This is a genomic window from Streptomyces albipurpureus (genome assembly GCF_023701525.1).
GTDB lineage: Bacteria > Actinomycetota > Actinomycetes > Streptomycetales > Streptomycetaceae > Streptomyces > Streptomyces albipurpureus.
The window spans coordinates 339,155-356,211 of record NZ_JAMQAW010000002.1 but is presented as its reverse complement, the minus strand read 5'-3'; the positions used below and the strand labels follow the sequence as shown (position 1 = coordinate 356,211).

The following is a 17,057-nucleotide window of genomic DNA, read 5'->3' as shown; positions in this document are numbered from 1 at the left end:
GGACGTGCGCCGGGATCGCCGTGGCGCGCGGCTGCTCTCTCTGGGAGGAGTGCTGAGAGTCGAGTTTCGGCCATCAGTGAGGCGCAGGGCAACGGGAGTTGGATCTTCCTTCTCTTACCGGCCGGGAGCGGGGGAACGGGGCCGCTCCCGGCTTTTTCACCCCCCGACCCCGTACAGCAGGGAGCCGTTTTGTTCTCCACCAAGCATCAAGGGCGCGGTGCGACCACCGTCACCACGGCCCTTGTGGCGGCGGCCCTCGTCGCCGGCATGACCAGTACGAACGCCATCGCGGATACCGGTACCTCCGGTGTCCGCGCAGCCACCGGCGGTACCGGGGCCGGACTCCGGTGGGTCACCCTGATCACCGGGGACCGGGTCGGAGTGGATGTCCGGCACCGGGTCGTCTCCGTCGAACGAGGCAGGGGCCGCGAGGCGATACCCGTACGGAGTTGGATCGAGAAGGGGCGCACCTATGCCGTTCCGGTCGACGCCGAGCGGTTGATAGCGGCCGGAAAGCTCGACCGACGGCTCTTCGACGTCACCGGGCTCAGCAGCCCCGAGAGTCGGCGGGCCTACCGCGATGGCCTGAAAGTCGTCGTTGAGTACGAGGGCGCGTCGGCGGCCGGGGCCCGTAAGGGGGTCCGCGCCGACGCGAAGGTGGCGCGCACGCTGCCGTCGATCAACGCGGACGCCGTGACCGTACCGAAGCGGGACGCTGGCGGGCTGTGGGCCACCCTCACCGGAGCCGGAGCCGGAGCCGGAGCCGGAGCCGGAGCCGGAGCCGGAGCCGGAGCCGGAGCCGGAGCCGCCCGGGCCGCCGGGACCGTCCCGGGGATCGATCGGGTCTGGCTGGACGCGGTGTACACCCCGAACCTGGACACGAGCGTGGGCCGGATCGGGGCCCCGAGGGCATGGCAATCCGGGTACGACGGCAAGGGCGTCACCATCGCGGTCCTGGACAGCGGGGTCGACGACACCCACCCGGATCTGGTGGCGCAGGTGGTCGGGGCGGCGAACTTCACCTCGTCCCCGGACACCAGGGACCGCCATGGGCACGGCACGCACATCGCCTCGATCGCGGCCGGGACCGGAGCCAAGTCCGGCGGCGCGTACAAGGGCGTCGCTCCCGGAGCCAAGATCCTCAACGCCAAGGTCATGGACGACAACGGGACCATGGAGTCCGGAGCCATCGCCGCCGTCGACTGGGCCGTCAGCCGGGGTGCCGATATCGTCAGTATGAGCTTCGGCTCCGGTGACGGACCCGAGATCAATCCGCTGGAGGCCCACATCAACCGGATGACGAGGGAGAAGGGCGTCCTCTTCACCGTCTCCGCCGGCAACGAGGGACCGAACCCCGGATCTGTCGGCTCCCCGGGCAGCGCGGAAGCCGCTCTCACCGTCGGCGCCGTGGACGACACCGACAAGATCGCACCCTTCTCCAGCGTCGGCCCGCTGCACGACGGGTCGATCAAGCCGGATGTCACCGCTCCCGGTGTGGGCATCACCGCGGCCTCGGCCCCCGGCAGTGTCATCGCCCAGCAGGTCGGCGAGAACCCGGCCGGCTACTTCTCCATCGGCGGTACGTCGATGTCCACCCCGCATGTGGCGGGCGCCGCAGCGCTGCTCAAGCAGCGGCACCCGGGCTGGACGGGCGAGCGGCTCAAGGCGGCGCTGACCGCCTCCGCCCAGGACGGCGGGTACTCCGTGTTCCAGCAGGGCACCGGCCGGATCGCCGTCGACCGCGCCATCGAGCAGACCGTGTTCGCTGACGAGACCACCGTCTCCTTCGGCCGTCAGCAGTGGCCGCACACCGACGACCAGCCCGTCGCCCGGCAGATCACCTACCGCAACCTCGGCACCCAGGAGATCACCCTGGACCTGGCGGTCAAGGGGCTCGACGCCCAAGGCGGGCCGGCCCCCGCGGGCTTCTTCGCCCTCGGTACGAACAAGGTCACCGTTCCCGCGGGTTCCACCGCCACCGTGCCCTTCACCGCGGACACCCGGATCGGCGGCGCCAACAACGGCGTCTACACCGCCGTCGTCACCGCGACCGGAGGCGGTCAGACCGTGCGGTCCACGGCTTCGGTGGACCGCGAGGTCGAGTCCTACGACCTGAGCCTCGACTTCGTGGGCCGGGACGGACAGCCCGGCAAGGAGTTCTACACCCACCTGCGCCAGATCTCCGGCGCGGGCGATGCCTCCATCACCCTCAACGGCAGCGCGAGCGGCACCGACAGGCTCCGGCTGCCGAAGGGCGACTACGCGGTCTTTTCGAGCCTGTGGAACGAGTCCGGTGGCTCGGACCGGCTGGTCCATCCCAGACTGGCGCTGACGAAGAACGCCGCCCTCACCATCGACGCCCGCACCACCAGGCCCGTCCAGATGACCGTCGCGGACCCCGGGGCCCGGATGACCGGCGCCGCGGCGGCCGTCTCCGTCGGCATCGGTGAACGGTCCATGGAGTTCATGGACCACTCCTCCACCACCTTCGACGGCTTCCGTACCGCGCAACTGGGCCCGGAGCGCCCCACCGGTGTCGAGCTCAGGGACGCCCTCTACGCGCAGTGGGAACGCGATGCCTCGACCCAGTACAGCCTCGCCGCCGGAGGCGAGGTGAAGCGGCTCTTCACCGGATACCACAGGAAGTTCGGGGCCGCCGACTTCGCCGAGGTCACCGCGACCCTCGGCGCCTCTGTCCAGGGCAGGACGGGGCGCACGACGGCGTTGGCCGGGAAGGAACGCATCGACTTCGGCTCCGAGTACCCCTTCGCCCTGCCGGGCACCCGGACCCACTACCTGGCCACCGACGGGAAGGCCGGCCTCTGGTCCCTGTCCGGGGCTCAGCTCGACGCCCAGGGGTGGGAGGAGATCGCGTACACCGCCCCGGAGCAGGACTTCCGCGCGGGTACGAGTCACCGGGTGAAGCTCGGCCCCGCCGTGCACTCGCCGTTGATGCGGGGTCGCAGCGGTGCCTTCCGTCAGGGGAACAGGGTCGAGTTCGTCGTACCGCTGTTCTCCGACGGCGTGGGCAACATCGGCCGGTCCGTGTACTCCTCGGCGAAGACCACGCTCTACCAGGGCACCACCAGGATCGGGGAGAAGGAGGACGCGCTGACGGGCTGGCAGTTCTACGCCGTCGGCGCGGACGACGCCGAGTACACGATGACCACCTCCGTGACGCGGAGCCCGTCCGTCTCCGCCGTCGGCACCCGTATCGACGGGTCCTGGACCTTCCGCAGCGCCAAACCGGCGACCGACGGGGAGGTGCGCACTCCACTGTCCACCGTGCGGTTCGGGGCCCAGGTGAACCTGGACGGCACCGTTCCGGCGGACCGTACGGTGACCTTCCCGGTGACGGTGCAGGGGCCCGCGGCGGGTGCGGGCCTGAGGTCACTCTCCGTCTCCGTCTCCTACGACGACGGGGTGACCTGGCAGCAGAGGCCCGTCATCAAGGGGAAGGTCACCGTCAGGAACCCGGCCAAGGGGAAGACGGTCGCCCTGCGGGGCGAGGCCGCCGACACACAGGGCGGCAGAGCGAGTGTGACCGTGTACGACGCGTACATCGGCAGGTAGCCGCAGGTCCCCACCGGCGGCGCACACAAGAAGCCCACTGCCGCCGGATTGGCTGCCCGGTGGGAAACCCTACGAGCGCCCAACCCCCACCGGCGGAGCAGCGGATGGACCACCGGGCAGCACGCCACCACGAGATCGGCGACGTTCCCGACGCTCACAGCCGTTCGGGCCCCCTACCCCCACGGGCAGAAGCCCGGGCAGCACGAGGGTCAGGGGGACGAAGACCAGATCGGCCACGACGGTCCGCACTCTCCGATGCGTCGGGAGACAGGGCTGGAAGGCATATGTCCGCCGGGCGCGCGGTGCGGTGATCGCCCGTGCTGTCAGGCGGTGTTCGGGCGATGGTGGCGCACCGCACCGGCCGGTCCGGCTCTCCCCGCGCATGCGCGGGGAGAGCCGCCGAACGGACGCACCTCGGTCCCGGCCCGGCGGCCGGGCTGTGCCGCGGGGACCGCCTCCGACATCAGTGTCGGAGTCAAGTCGCGGCGTGGGCAAGGGGAGCAGGAATGAGCTGAGCGGCGTTCAGCCCAGGCCGGGAATCGTGGAGACGACCAGGTCGATCAGTTTGATGCCGACGAACGGCAGGACGAGTCCGCCGAGGCCGTAGACGGTCAGATTGCGGAGTAGCAGGTCATGGGCCGAGGCGGGGGTGTAGCGCACACCCCGTAGGGCGAGCGGAATCAGTACCACGATGATCAGCGCGTTGAAGATGGTCGCTGAGGTGATGGCGGAGGTCGGGCTGTGCAGGCCCATGATGTTGAGGGTTTCCAGGCCCGGGTAGGCGCCGGTGAACATCGCGGGGATGATCGCGAAGTACTTGGCGACGTCGTTGGTGATGGAGAAGGTGGTGAGTGCTCCTCGGGTGATGAGGAGTTGTTTGCCGATCTCGACGATCTCGATGAGTTTGGTGGGGTTGGAGTCGAGGTCGACCATGTTTCCGGCTTCCTTGGCGGCGGAGGTGCCGGTGTTCATGGCCACGCCGACATCGGCCTGGGCCAGCGCGGGAGCGTCGTTGGTGCCGTCCCCGGTCATCGCCACGAGCCTTCCTCCCTCCTGCTCCTTCCTGATGAGGGCGAGCTTGTCCTCGGGGGTGGCCTCGGCGAGGAAGTCGTCGACACCCGCCTCCTCGGCGATGGCCCGGGCGGTCAGCGGATTGTCGCCCGTGACCATGACGGTGCGGATGCCCATGGCCCGCAGTTCGGCGAACCGCTCCCGGATGCCGTCCTTCACCACGTCCTTCAGATGGATGGCACCGAGGACGCGTGGTCCGTCCCGGTCGTCCACGGCGACCAGCAGGGGTGTGCCGCCGGACGCGGCGATGGAGTCGGAGAACCACCGCGCCTCGGCGGGGACGGCGCCGCCCCGCATCCGCACCCAGGCGATCACCTCCGCCGCCGCGCCCTTGCGGATGCGCAGTGCGGCGTTGTCACCCGACCACAGATCGACTCCGCTCATCCTGGTCTGCGCGCTGAACCCCACGAACCTGGCCCGGCTCAGTTGCTCCGCGAGAGGCTCCCGCAACCCGTGCTTTCGCTGGGCGAGGACGACGACCGACCGGCCTTCGGGGGTCTCGTCGGCCAGCGAGGCGAGCTGGGCGGCCCTGGCCAGGGACGACTCGTCGACACGGGGTAGCGCCACGAAGTCGGCCGCCTCGCGGTTGCCGAGCGTGATGGTGCCCGTCTTGTCGAGGAGCAGGGTGCTGATGTCGCCGGCCGCTTCGACGGCCCGGCCCGACATGGCGAGGACGTTGCGCTGGACGAGGCGGTCCATGCCCGCGATGCCGATCGCCGAGAGCAGCGCGCCGATGGTCGTCGGGATCAGTGTGACCAGCAGAGCGACGAGGACCGTGGTGGACTGGTCGGCACCCGCGTAGGCGGCCATGGGCTGAAGGGTGAGGACCACGAGGACGAAGACGGCGGTCAGGGCGGCCAGCAGGATGTTGAGCGCCAGCTCGTTCGGGGTCTTCTGCCGGGAGGCGCCTTCGACCAGGTCGATCATCCGGTCCATGAAGGAGTGCCCCTGGCGAGAGGTGACGCGCACCACGATGCGGTCGGAGAGCACGGTGGTTCCGCCGGTGACGCCCGACCGGTCGCCGCCCGACTCCCGGATGACAGGGGCGGATTCACCGGTGACGGCCGACTCGTCGACCGCCGCGATGCCGTGCACGACCTCGCCGTCCGCCGGGATCAACGCACCGGCCTCGACGATGACGAAGTCGAAGGGCTGAAGATCGGTGGCGGCGACGGTCTCCGTCGCCGCGGAGGGAAGGTGTGTGCCGATTCGCCAGTTGTCGCGCAGCCGCACCGCGACCGTGTCCGTACGCGCCCGGCGCAGGGACTCCGCCTGGGCCCTGCCCCGGCCTTCCGCGACGGCCTCCGCGAGATTGGCGAAGAACACGGTCAGCCAGAGCCAGATACTGATCACCCAGGCGAAGACAGAGGGATGGACCAGCGCGGACAGGGTGGTGAGAACCGACCCGGTGGCGACGACGAACAGCACCGGGTTCCGCGCCAGTGCCCGTGGACGCAATTTGTGCAGGGCGCCGGGGAACGACGTCAGCAGCTGCACGGGGTCGAAGAGACCGCTCGCCCCTCTGCGCCGGGCGGCCCGCCGATGACCGTGTTCACCCCCGGGGGTGCCGGCCCGGGAAGCGGTCGGAGCCTGTTGGCGAGTGGCTGGAGGCATGGCGAAGACCTTCTGATGGAAGTACCGGCCCACCCGTGGCCGGTGGACCGGTACGGAGGGCGTGGGGAGCCGTTTCGGCCGTAGCCGTCACCAAAGGAGCGGTGACAGCGCGGCCGTAGGTGGAACGCAACGCCGGAAGAGCCGCCACGTGCCGACCGAACGGGAGCGCCGATCGCCGTCATGCCACTGACGTGCGCGCCCCGGAACAGCCGAAGGGGAATCTAGGCCAGGCACTACGGCCGAAACCGATGGGATGCCAAGGAATTTACGGCTCCCTGACAGCGGGCAGCCCTGAGGCGTCAAACACCTGTCAAAGGAGGGCCGGCGCGCGTCAGGGAACCGTCAAACCTCCGCGCGGGCACGGGTCGGGCCCGCCGTGTGTTGGTCCAGCGGGTGGTTCGGCCGTCCCCTGCGCCTGCCAAAGCCACCGCGTACGGGAGCCGTCAAGAAGGGGTCGAAGCGCGTATGGGGAACGTCAAGGAAGCCCGGACGTGTTGGGACAGGGAGTTTCCTCAAGGGGCCTCCTCCCCAACGGAGTTACGGCCCCCGATTCGCCGAGTGCGAGGAACTTGCCGCGTGGACCGCGGAGCGGTTGGTGGAGGAGTACCGACGGCCACCGGAGCGTTGTGGGCCGTCGGCCCCGGTGCGGGGTCACGGTGGTGGGCTCGCACGGACAGAAAGGCGTAAAGCTGGTGACCAGTGTGCTGGTGGTGGAGGACGAGCCTCAACTCGTACGCGCTCTTGAGATCAATCTGAGAGCACGTCAGTACGAGGTGGCCGCCGCACCGGACGGCGCCACGGCCCTCCGGCTCGCCATCGACGGTTCCCCGGACATCGTGCTGATGGACCTCGGCCTGCCCGACATCGACGGCATCGAGGTGATCAGGCGTCTCCGCAGCTGGAGTCGGGTGCCGATCGTCGTCGTCTCGGCCCGGCGGACCTCGGAGGAGAAGGTCGAGGCACTGGACGCGGGCGCGGACGACTATCTCACCAAACCGTTCAGCATGGCCGAGCTCGTGGCCCGGCTGCGGGCGGCGGCCCGACGGGTGGAGCCGGCGGCACCCGCCGACGACATCTGCCTCATCGCGACCGAGGACTTCACGGTGGACCTGCTGGGCAAGAGGGTCAGACGCCGAGGAAGCGACGTCCGCCTCACCGCGACCGAGTGGCAACTCCTGGAGGTGTTGGTGCGACGTCGTGGGCGAACGATCGGCCAGGAGGAGCTACTCAAGGAGGTTTGGGGGGATTCCTTCACCACTCGGAGCAACCAACTCCGCGTACACATGGCCCGGCTGAGGCGCAAACTCGAAGGAGACCCCGTGCACCCGCGGCACTTCATCACCTTCCCCGGTGTGGGATATCGATTCGAAGTCTGAGACCGACCACCGCTCCCGCGGGTCCTGCCGACCCGCGGGGGCCGCGGCGTCCGCCGCTCGATCACAAGGACCGGAAGATGAAGCGCGGCAGACTGCGGATCTACCTCGGAGCGGCACCAGGCGTCGGAAAGACGTACGCGATGCTCGCCGAGGCCCACCGGCGCGTCGAGCGCGGCACCGACTGCGCGGTCGCCTTCGTGGAACACCACAAACGCCCCCGCACCGAAGTGATGCTGCACGGCCTGGAGCAGATCCCGCGCCGCGAGATCGAGTACCGGGGCACGACCTTCACCGAGATGGACGTGGACGCCGTGCTGCTACGCAGACCGGCGGTCGCCCTCGTCGACGAACTCGCGCACACCAACATCCCGGGTTCCCGGAACGCCAAACGCTGGCAGGACATCGAGGAACTCCTCGACGCCGGCATCGACGTCGTCTCCAACGTCAACATCCAGCACCTGGAGTCCCTCGGCGATGTCGTCGCCACCATCACCGGCGTCCGCCAGCGTGAGACCGTCCCGGACGAGGTGGTCCGCCGCGCTGACCAGATCGAACTCATCGACATGGCCCCGCAGGCCCTGCGCCGCCGGATGGCCCACGGCAACATCTACCAACCCGACAAAGTCGACGCCGCCCTGTCCAACTACTTCCGCCCCGGCAATCTGACCGCGCTGCGCGAACTGGCGCTGCTCTGGGTGGCGGACCACGTCGACGAGCACCTCAGGGAATACCGGGTCGAACACAACATCCGCACCACCTGGCAGGCCCGTGAACGCATCGTCGTCGGCCTCACCGGCGGCCCGGAGGGCCGCGCGCTCATCCGGCGCGCCACCCGGCTGGCCGAGAAGGGCGCCGGCGGCGAGGTCCTCGCCGTCTACATCACCCGCAGCGACGGCCTCACCTCCGCCTCGCCCCAGGAACTGAGCGTCCAGCGGGCCCTCGTGGAGGATCTGGGCGGCACTTTCCACCACGTCATCGGTGACGACATCCCGTCCGCCCTGCTCGACTTCGCACGCGGAGTGAACGCCACCCAGATCGTGCTCGGAGTCAGCCGCCGAAGAACCTGGCAGTACGTTTTCGGCCCCGGGGTGAGCGCCACCGTCGCCCGTGAGTCCGGACCCGACCTCGACGTCCACATCGTCACCCATGACGAAGTGGCCAAGGGGCGCGGCCTGCCCGTGGCCCGCGGCGCGCGCCTGGGCCGCTCCCGGATCGTGTGGGGCTGGCTCGTCGGTGTCGTGGGCCCGGTGCTCCTCACCTTCCTGCTCGACAACGCGGTTCCCGACGTCGGGCTCGCCAACGATGTGCTCCTGTTCCTGACGCTGACGGTGGCCGCGGCCCTGATCGGCGGGCTCACCCCCGCCCTGGCGTCAGCAGCCTTCGGATCACTGCTGCTCAACTACTACTTCACCCCGCCCCTGCACCAACTGACCATCGCCGAACCCGAGAACATCGTCGCCCTGGTCATCTTCGTCATCGTGGCAGTCTCCGTCGCGTCCGTGGTCGATCTCGCCGCCCGCCGAACCCACCAGGCAGCCAGGCTGCGCGCCGAGTCCGAGATCCTCTCCTTCCTGGCCGGCAGCGTCCTGCGGGGGGAGACAAGCCTCGACGCCCTGCTGGAACGGGTCCGGGAGACCTTCGGCATGGACTCCGTCGCGCTGCTGGAACGCGAGGGCGACGTCGGCCCGTGGACCTGCACCAGCAGCGTCGGGGAGCCCCGCCCGCACGGCCGTCCGCTGCTCCGACCCGAGGACGCCGACGCGGACATGCCCATCAGCGAGCACATGACACTCGCGCTCTCGGGCCGGGTCCTGCCGGCCGAGGACCGCCGGGTGCTCTTCGCCTTCGCCACCCAGGCGGCCGGCGTGCTCGATCGCCGACGTCTCGTCGGGGAGGCCGAGCACGCACGCGAACTGGGCGAGAACAACCGCATCCGGACCGCCCTGCTCGCGGCCGTCAGCCACGATCTGCGTACACCTCTGGCGGGCATCAAGGCGTCGGTGACCTCCCTGCGCTCCGACGACATCGAGTGGTCCGACGAGGACCGGACCGAACTGCTGGCCGGTATCGAAGTCGGAGCCGATCGCCTCGACAACCTGGTGGGCAATCTCCTCGACATGTCCCGGCTGCAGACCGGTGCCGTCAACCCCCTCATCCGCGAGATCGACCTCGACGAGGTCGTCCCGTTGGCGGTCGGCGGCTTGCCGGATGCCAGCGTGGTGCTCGACATCCCGGAGAACCTCCCCATGGTCCGCGTCGACCCGGGCCTGCTGGAGCGAGCCGTCGCCAACATCGTCGAGAACGCCGTCACCCACAGCCCCGGGAACGAGCCCGTGCTGGTGTCGGCCAGTTCGCTCGCCGACCGCGTCGAACTACGCGTCGTGGACCGGGGCCCCGGGGTGCCCGACGAGGCGAAGGAGCGCATCTTCGCCCCCTACCAGCGCAACGGAGATGCCCAGAGCGGCCCCGGAGCCGGCCTCGGACTGGCTGTGGCCCGGGGGTTCACCGAGGCCATGGGAGCCACCCTGAACGCCGAGGACACCCCCGGCGGAGGCCTCACCATGGTGCTCTCCCTCCAACCGGGCGCGGGCGGCCCGACAGCCGCCGACCTGCCCACCACGGCGATGACCTGATGCGACGGATCGCCGCACGGTCCGGGCCTGGGCCAGCCGGAACGCAGATCCGCGTCCAAGAGCTCCCATCCGTTGCTCCGCCCTCCCGATGAGGCGGTGGCGACACCGTCCAGCAGCTGCCCTTCCCGCTTCGCCGCACGCCGACCAGCCGGGCCTGGGGGAGGGCGGAGACCGCTGTCCTCGCCTCGGTCCATCCGACGGCGGTGAGGGCACACGGGACCACCCCCTCACCCTGGACGTGGACCCCGTACCCAGGAGACGGGAACGATGAGCCAGCAAGCGCCCTTCCCCGGTGGCAGGCCGATGTGGTTGACCGGATTCGCGTGGGGAACAGGACGGGCGAGACCGTCGCGGTGCGGGGCCGCGATGGCCACCCGCTCTCTCAGGTCCGGTTCAGCAACGCGAGGAGAGGGCGGTCTGTGCCGGACCGCTGGACGAAGTGCCTGAGGGCCTGGAGTAGGAAGAGCGAGCGGCCGGGACCTGCTCACAGCCCTCGCGCCCCCACCCCGCTGCTCGGCGGCGGGCTGACGAACACGATGCCCGAGAGGAGCCCGGACCGGTACGCCAACGGGTTCGCCCGTTGGCGTACCGAGCCTGAGGAGGCGAGCGATGGCGCTGCCGCACAGCCTCTTCTACGCCGGGCCGCCCCCGAGCTGAGCTGTTGGTAGAGCTCGGCCCATCGCGCCAGCACCCCCGGACGCGGTTCGGCTCCGACGCCGACAACCGGGCCCTACGACACCAGGTGGCTTCCCCGGCCACGCCTACTCCACCGATGCCGCGCGGATGGATCGAGGGTCCGCAGGCTCCCCCTTGCGCTCCGGGGGAGTGCGACGCCCGCCCCGGGCGTGGAGCTCTGCGGGCGATCACTTTGACGTCGCCGAGCATATATCGATACTCGATATATGCTCGGCGTATGACACGACAGAATCCGTCCTTGACGGAATCGCAGTACTTCATCCTTGCTGCGCTCTTGGACGGACCGTTGCACGGCTACGGCATCATCAAGGCTGCCGAGCAGGCGACCGATGGGCGGCTCAGGATCGCTGTCGGCACTCTCTACGGCGCGCTGGAGCGGTTGGAGCGGGCCGGGCTGGTGGCCCCCGGCGACGAGGAGATCGTCGACGGGCGGGCGCGGCGCTACTACCGGCTCACGGAGGACGGCACCGGGGCGCTCGACCGGGAGGCGCTGCGGATGCGGCAGGCGGCGGCTGTCGTCCTCGGGCGGTCGCGGGGTACCGGGGTGGCCCCGGCATGAACCGTCTCCTGCTGGTGGCCTACCCCGAGCCCTACCGCTCCCGGCAGGGAGAGGAGTTGCTGGCCTGCCTGTCCGAGGCGTATCCCGGCCGTTCCTGGCCCCCGCCGAGGGAGGTCGTCGCCGTGGTGCGCGCCGGGGTGCGGGCGCGCGCCCGTGCCGTCGTCGACGACACGGCCCGGCCGTGGTGGCTGGACGGCATCCATCTGACCGCCCTTGTCCTCGCCGCGCTGGCACTGGTGCCGTACCTGCAGGACGTGTGGCACTGGGCGCTGCACATCGATCCCGGTGGGCATGCCATCGCCTTCGACTTCTCCGGCTGGTACCCGTGGGCCCAAGGCCCCGACACGCGGACACGGCTGCTGCCCTACGGGCTGCTTCCGCTGGTCTGTCTGATCGCCCTGCTGCGCGGGAGGGCGTGGATCGCCCTGCCCGCCGCAGCGGCGATGATCTACGCCGGTGCCACGTTCACCAGCAGTACGCTCTTCGGCGACGGGGGCAAGGCGGGCCTGGGCTACTACGGACTGGGCGCCCCGATCACCGCCCGTGATCTGGCGCTGTCCGGGGCGCTGTGCGCCGCGTGCGCCGTACTGGCGGCCTGCCGCCCCGGCCGGCTGCGGCGCCACTCGTACCGCTGGCTGGTCCCCGTCGTGCTCGCCATGTTCGCGGCCGGGTCCCTGCACATCATCTCCATCAGCCCGGCCTTCCAACGAGGCATGTTCGCCCTCGAAGTCGCCGCGCTGATCGCCGCGTGGGTGGCGACCGCCGCCACCGGCGACCACCGGTGGCTGATCCCCGTAGCGGCGTTCGCGTGTGTGCGCACCCAGGCGATCGTCATCCAGCCGAACGGGTTCATGCAGTCCCTGCCGGACCTGGTCGTCCTCATTCTTCTGATCGCCCCTCTCCCGGCCCTGGCGATCGCCGCCCAGCGCCGGCAGAGCCGGGCGCTCCTCCTCCAGGGGCGGATCCCCCGGTGACCCGACCGGACTTCCCGGCCCACCTCGCGCCCCAGACGGCGTCCGACCACCCTGCTCCTCCACGAAGACAGCGAAAGCAATGACGCAGCAAGTTCCCCCGCCCCTGTCCACGCGCCCGAACCCCAGCCGGGCCCCCGGTGCCGTGATCGAACCCGGCCCTTCCCGGAGGGCACGCCTACAGGTCACGGCTCCGCTGTGCCTCCTGGGATTCCTGGCGGTCTATCTGGTCGCCGTCTGCACCCCGTTCGGACAGCGGGCGGAGAACGCCCTGCTCAGCGGAGACGACGCCAAACAGGCATGGATCTACGACTGGTCGGGAACGGCCTACCAGTCGTCGGCCATGCCGCCCCTGAATCACACCGCCCTGCCCACCGTGCTCGCGGGCCTCGCGGTCATCGCGGCCGTAACCCTGGTGCGGAGGTGCTGGTGGCAGGGCTGCGCGGCAACCGCGATCGTCGTGGTCGCGCTCGGGGGCAAGGAACTCATCTGGATGATCCTGCCCCGCCCCGATCTGGTGGACGCGCCCGTCTGGCTCATCGAGCGGAGCTTCCCCAGTGGACACGCGGCCGTCCCCGCCGTGCTGGCCCTCGGCGCCGCCCTCGTCGCTTCCCCTCGTATCCGCCCCTATGCCATCGTGGCCGGCATGGTGTGGCTCGCCGTCACCGCCGCCGCCGTCCAGGCCACTTACCACCACCGGCCCAGCGATGTACTGGGCTCCGCACTGCTGGCCTGCGCCTGCTACAGCCTCGCGACCCGGTTGCTGCCACCGGCCGACGCACCAGACCTCACGCGGCCCCCTCGTCCGCTGCCGGCGGTCGTCCTGACGCTGCCGGCGGCCGGCGCGCTCGTCGCCGGCGCGCGGACCGACTCCGTCACACAGTCGCTGGTCTTCGCGGCAGCGGCCTTCCTGTGCGCGGCCCTGTTCTGGTTCACGACAGCGCAAGGGCACCGCGTACACAGCACGCCGCACACGCCCCGCACGGGGCTGACCACCCGGCTGGCTTCGGGCGGGAACCGATAGCCACGTACGACGCCTTCGAGCGGGATGGTCCCACCGAGCGGCAGGTAGGTGGGGGACTGTGACCCTCCCCGGTCTCGGCCAGCGGTACATCGCCACGCGGTACGGAGTCGCACGCGCGTCGTCGATGGGGTGGGGCTGCGGTTTGTCAGATCGGCGTTACGGGGGACGAGACGTTTGACGAGTCAGGCGCCGCACCTGCTGTTCCGTTTCCGGCAGGGTGCTCTTTCGGCGAAGACCTCGTCCAGGCCGCCATCAAAAACCATGTGCTGCCGTACTGGGTGGACTGGGTGGACTGGGTGGACTGGGAGATGCGTGCCTTCTCCCGTACGGCGGACGTATGGCGGACCGTGTGCCTGCTCGGCTTCTCCACCGGCGCCAGGATCGCCAAGCACTCCACAGGGTGCGCCATCGGGAAGATGTCGGCCTGCGGGTGGGTGAAGACGAGCGCAGGTCAGCCACCATGGGCGCGGCTGTCGTCAGCCCTGGGTCCGGAGCGTCATAACCAGCGCTGGCGGGTCGGCCGCAGCGAGATCGTCCAGTGCGTTCTGCCATGGAGCCGAGCCCGGGGGCGACCGCGGTGCCGGCTGTGCGTGATCAATCCCTGCGGCGGTCGGGGATCCTCCTTTCACCCTGTCCTCCCAGCGGCCCGGGAAGGAACCGGTCGATGTGCCGCACCTGGTCGCGCGGGGGCCGACAGGCCACGTACACCCGGATGACCGCGCGGGGGCGGGCCGGAACCGTCCCGGCGCGGATATCTACGGCAGGAAAACAGGCGATATGTCGCATTAGTCACATTTCGTGATACTCTGATCACGTAAAGTCAGGATCAAGGTCATCCCCGTGCGCTGTACCGGCGGCACGGACTGGGAGGCGAATCGGGATGAGCGGGGCGACTTTCCCCGGCGGACCGGCCGCCGAACGGCCGGTCCCGGGGGTTCTCGACGCGGCACCCGGGCCCGGCGACGACTCCGTACGGGCGGCGGACGGCAGGGCGACCGCTATCACGGCGCTGACGCCGATCAAGCTCGGCCAGGCACCGCTGCTGCGTCTGCTGCTCGTCATCGGTGCGCGTATCAAGATGCTGCGGGAAGCGCTCACGAAGCTGTCCTTCATCCACTACGCGCGCTGGACCATCATCAGCGGATTCCCCTACAACGGTGCCCCGCAGCGCAAGGAGAGGCTCCGCTACGACTACCTCTTCTTCGAAACAAACTTCAACGGCACCTGGGACGAGTACATCGACGCCTTCTCCGAGGTCATTCCGGAGCGTATGCAGGCGATCTGGGGAAGGTGCGTCAACTTTCCCGGCCCCAGGCCGGTAGGCCCCTTCAAGGAGTACATCCACAAGAACGACCTGCCCATCGCCCACTACTACGCCGCCTACCCCGACGCGACGACCACCACGGTGATCTCCGCGCTCGCGGTACGGGACGGACTGGCGGACCTCCGGGCCCGAGCCGCCCAGGTGACGGACCCGGAGGAGTTCCGCCGGGTGTACGAGGCGTTCCTCACCGATGTCCAGCGCGACCTGTAGAGGGGGCGCGGCCCGTGCCCACACGGCCCGGGGGTGTCCGCGGACGAGCAGCGGAGAGAGGTCATGACGAACACGAGCGGTCAGGCGTACGCGTTCATGGCGACGACGCCGATCCTTCCCGGCCGCAGAGCGGCACTGCAGGACTATCTCGACGGCCTCCCCCGCGGCGAGGACAGCCCGCTGGCCCGGATGAGGACGATCCACTTCGCCCGGTGGCTGGTGCTGCGGGATCTGGTGCACCAGGGCCCGTCGCAGCGCCGGGACACCCTCCAGTCGTCGTACCTCGTCTTCGTCAGCAACTTCGACGGGCCGCTCGACCGTTTCCTGGCCGACCTGCTCGCCCGGATGGGTCCCGAGGCGGACGCCATCTGGCGCAACTGCGTGGGCTATCCCGGAACGGAGCACGCCGACGCGTTCATCGCGTATCTCAAGCACAACCAGATCGAGACGACGGCATTCCTCTCCGCCTATCCGCAGGCCACGGTCGCGGATGTCCGGGAAGCACTGGACCTGCGCCGGCAGGTGACCGATTTCGCGATCAGCGTCCAGGGGGCAGACCCCGCCGCCCTGCGGCGGGCATTCCTGGAACGCTTTCCCGCGCCACCGCGTTCCCCGGCACCTTCGACGCCGTCACCGACCACGCCGGAGTCAGCATGAGGCCCACCGAAACGGTCCGGCTGGACCTCGACGCGATCCAGGGTCTGGTCCTGCGCGGATACCGGATGCCGGTCGTCGACTACGTGTTCGTCCACTTCGGCGACGCCGCCGCGGCGCGTTCCTGGACCGGAGGCGTCGCGGGGCACGTCACCACCGCCGCTCCGTGGCAGAGCAAACCGGACACCGCGGTGAACGTGGCGTTCACCGCGGCCGGACTGCGTGCGCTGAACCTGCCCGAGGAGCTTCTGCGAACGTTCTCCACCCCGTTCCTCCAGGGCATGGCGGCCCGGTCGGCGCGGCTCGGCGACAGCGGGTCCAGTGCCCCGGAGAACTGGGTCGGCGGCCTGGGAACGGAGCGTGTTCACGCTCTGGTGCTGCTGTCCGCGCTGACGCCCGCGCAGCTCACCGAACGGGCCGAATGGCTGGATGCCACGCTCGCCGAGGCCGGTGCGACCGTGGTGTCCCGGCGGCGTGCCGCCCTGCTTCCCGACGGGGTCGAGCACTTCGGATACTTCGACGGTCTGTCCCAGCCGGACGTCGAGGCCCTGGACGACAAGCCCCTCACCGAGCAGGGCGCGATGGCCGGCAGGGGCCGGTGGCGCCCGGTGCGCGCGGGCGAGTTCGTGCTGGGGTACCCGGACGAGGAGGGCGTCCTGCCGGCCGCGCCGGCGCGGGATGAGCTGGCCCGCAACGGCAGTTACCTCGTCTACCGCAGGCTCCGCCAGGATGTCGCCGCGTTCCGCGCGCAACTGGCGCGTGCTGCCCATGTGTACGCGGAGGACGAGGACCTGCTCGCGGCGAAACTGGTCGGCCGGTGGCGTGACGGCACGCCGCTCGACATCAGCCCCCATCGCAGAGATCCGGCTCTGGCGGCCGACCCCCACCGCAACAACGCCTTCAGCTACGAGGACGATCCGAGCGGCTACCGCTGCCCGATCGGCGCGCATATCCGCCGGATGAACCCGAGGGCGTCGCTGCCGTTCGACGGCAAGCTCGTCAACCGCCACCGCCTGATCCGCCGGGGCATGCCCTACGGGCCGCCGCTGCCGCCCGGGGTGCCCGACGACGGCGTGGACCGCGGTCTCGTCTTCACCTGCCTCCAGGCGGATATCGAGCGACAGTTCGAGTTCGTTCAGTCGGAGTGGCTCAACGACGGCAACGCCTTCGGGCTCGGTGACGACAAGGACATCCTCGGCGACCACGACGGCACGGGAAAGATGACCGTCAACGGCGTGCCGCCGTTCTTCGTGCACCCGCTGACCCGCACGGTCACGGTCAGCGGTGGTGAGTACTTCTTCATGCCGGGCATCAACGGCCTGCGGTACCTGGCCGAATTCGCCGACTGACCA

General features: G+C 70.1%; 11 protein-coding genes. 9 read left to right on the top strand and 2 right to left on the bottom strand.

Annotated elements, in window-relative coordinates:
* Positions 1-189: 189 nt before the first annotated feature.
* Positions 190-3,573, top strand: a complete 3,384-nt coding sequence (locus tag NBG84_RS02610; RefSeq protein ID WP_250917565.1) for a S8 family peptidase — start codon at positions 190-192, stop codon at positions 3,571-3,573.
* Positions 3,574-4,095: 522 nt separating this feature from the next.
* On the opposite strand, the gene kdpB is transcribed toward NBG84_RS02610, so the two are convergent.
* On the bottom strand, positions 4,096-6,258 hold the full coding sequence (kdpB, locus tag NBG84_RS02605) for a potassium-transporting ATPase subunit KdpB (protein ID WP_250917564.1): 2,163 nt from the start codon (positions 6,256-6,258) through the stop codon (positions 4,096-4,098).
* A gap of 692 nt (positions 6,259-6,950) precedes the next feature.
* Between kdpB and NBG84_RS02600 the strand changes: the two genes are divergently transcribed.
* The 5 genes from NBG84_RS02600 to NBG84_RS02580 all read left to right on the top strand — a co-directional run bounded on the left by NBG84_RS02600 (position 6,951) and on the right by NBG84_RS02580 (position 13,517).
* Complete coding sequence (locus tag NBG84_RS02600; RefSeq protein WP_250917563.1) at positions 6,951-7,634, top strand: response regulator; 684 nt, start codon at positions 6,951-6,953, stop codon at positions 7,632-7,634.
* Between the two features lie 77 nt (positions 7,635-7,711).
* Positions 7,712-10,267, top strand: a complete 2,556-nt coding sequence (locus NBG84_RS02595) for a DUF4118 domain-containing protein (RefSeq protein WP_250917562.1) — start codon at positions 7,712-7,714, stop codon at positions 10,265-10,267.
* Positions 10,268-11,180: 913 nt separating this feature from the next.
* Positions 11,181-11,522, top strand: coding sequence for a PadR family transcriptional regulator (locus NBG84_RS02590; protein WP_250917561.1), 342 nt, complete (start codon positions 11,181-11,183; stop codon positions 11,520-11,522).
* Complete coding sequence (locus NBG84_RS02585; protein WP_250917560.1) at positions 11,519-12,496, top strand: hypothetical protein; 978 nt, start codon at positions 11,519-11,521, stop codon at positions 12,494-12,496. Before NBG84_RS02590 ends, NBG84_RS02585 begins: the two co-directional genes overlap by 4 nt.
* 79 nt (positions 12,497-12,575) lie before the next feature.
* Positions 12,576-13,517: a phosphatase PAP2 family protein gene (locus NBG84_RS02580; protein ID WP_250917559.1), complete on the top strand. Its 942-nt coding sequence runs from the start codon at positions 12,576-12,578 to the stop codon at positions 13,515-13,517.
* 145 nt (positions 13,518-13,662) lie between these two features.
* Here NBG84_RS02580 and NBG84_RS02575 read toward each other — a convergent pair whose 3' ends face one another.
* Positions 13,663-13,926 carry a hypothetical protein gene (locus NBG84_RS02575; RefSeq protein WP_250917558.1) on the bottom strand — a complete coding sequence of 88 codons (264 nt, stop codon included), beginning with the start codon at positions 13,924-13,926 and terminating at the stop codon, positions 13,663-13,665.
* A 471-nt stretch (positions 13,927-14,397) separates the two neighbouring features.
* Here NBG84_RS02575 and NBG84_RS02570 point away from each other — a divergent pair, with 471 nt between their 5' ends.
* The 3 genes from NBG84_RS02570 to NBG84_RS02560 all read left to right on the top strand — a co-directional run bounded on the left by NBG84_RS02570 (position 14,398) and on the right by NBG84_RS02560 (position 17,054).
* Positions 14,398-15,051, top strand: a complete 654-nt coding sequence (locus tag NBG84_RS02570) for a hypothetical protein (protein ID WP_250917557.1) — start codon at positions 14,398-14,400, stop codon at positions 15,049-15,051.
* Positions 15,052-15,114: 63 nt separating this feature from the next.
* Positions 15,115-15,708 carry a hypothetical protein gene (locus tag NBG84_RS02565; RefSeq protein WP_250917556.1) on the top strand — a complete coding sequence of 198 codons (594 nt, stop codon included), beginning with the start codon at positions 15,115-15,117 and terminating at the stop codon, positions 15,706-15,708.
* Entirely contained in the window at positions 15,705-17,054 is a 1,350-nt protein-coding gene (locus tag NBG84_RS02560) for a Dyp-type peroxidase (protein WP_250917555.1), read from the top strand. The genes NBG84_RS02565 and NBG84_RS02560 overlap by 4 nt, the downstream gene beginning before the upstream one ends.
* Positions 17,055-17,057 lie beyond the last annotated feature (3 nt).

Bases quoted from the DNA above. Each gene is read 5' to 3' on its own strand.
- NBG84_RS02580 (WP_250917559.1), top strand. From the start codon at position 12,576: ATGACGCAGCAAGTTCCCCCGCCCCTGTCCACGCGCCCGAACCCCAGC.
- NBG84_RS02590 (WP_250917561.1), top strand. From the start codon at position 11,181: ATGACACGACAGAATCCGTCCTTGACGGAATCGCAGTACTTCATCCTT.
- NBG84_RS02595 (WP_250917562.1), top strand. From the start codon at position 7,712: ATGAAGCGCGGCAGACTGCGGATCTACCTCGGAGCGGCACCAGGCGTC.
- NBG84_RS02560 (WP_250917555.1), top strand. From the start codon at position 15,705: ATGAGGCCCACCGAAACGGTCCGGCTGGACCTCGACGCGATCCAGGGT.
- NBG84_RS02585 (WP_250917560.1), top strand. From the start codon at position 11,519: ATGAACCGTCTCCTGCTGGTGGCCTACCCCGAGCCCTACCGCTCCCGG.
- NBG84_RS02570 (WP_250917557.1), top strand. From the start codon at position 14,398: ATGAGCGGGGCGACTTTCCCCGGCGGACCGGCCGCCGAACGGCCGGTC.
- NBG84_RS02565 (WP_250917556.1), top strand. From the start codon at position 15,115: ATGACGAACACGAGCGGTCAGGCGTACGCGTTCATGGCGACGACGCCG.
- NBG84_RS02575 (WP_250917558.1), bottom strand. From the start codon at position 13,926: ATGGCGCACCCTGTGGAGTGCTTGGCGATCCTGGCGCCGGTGGAGAAG.
- kdpB (WP_250917564.1), bottom strand. From the start codon at position 6,258: ATGCCTCCAGCCACTCGCCAACAGGCTCCGACCGCTTCCCGGGCCGGC.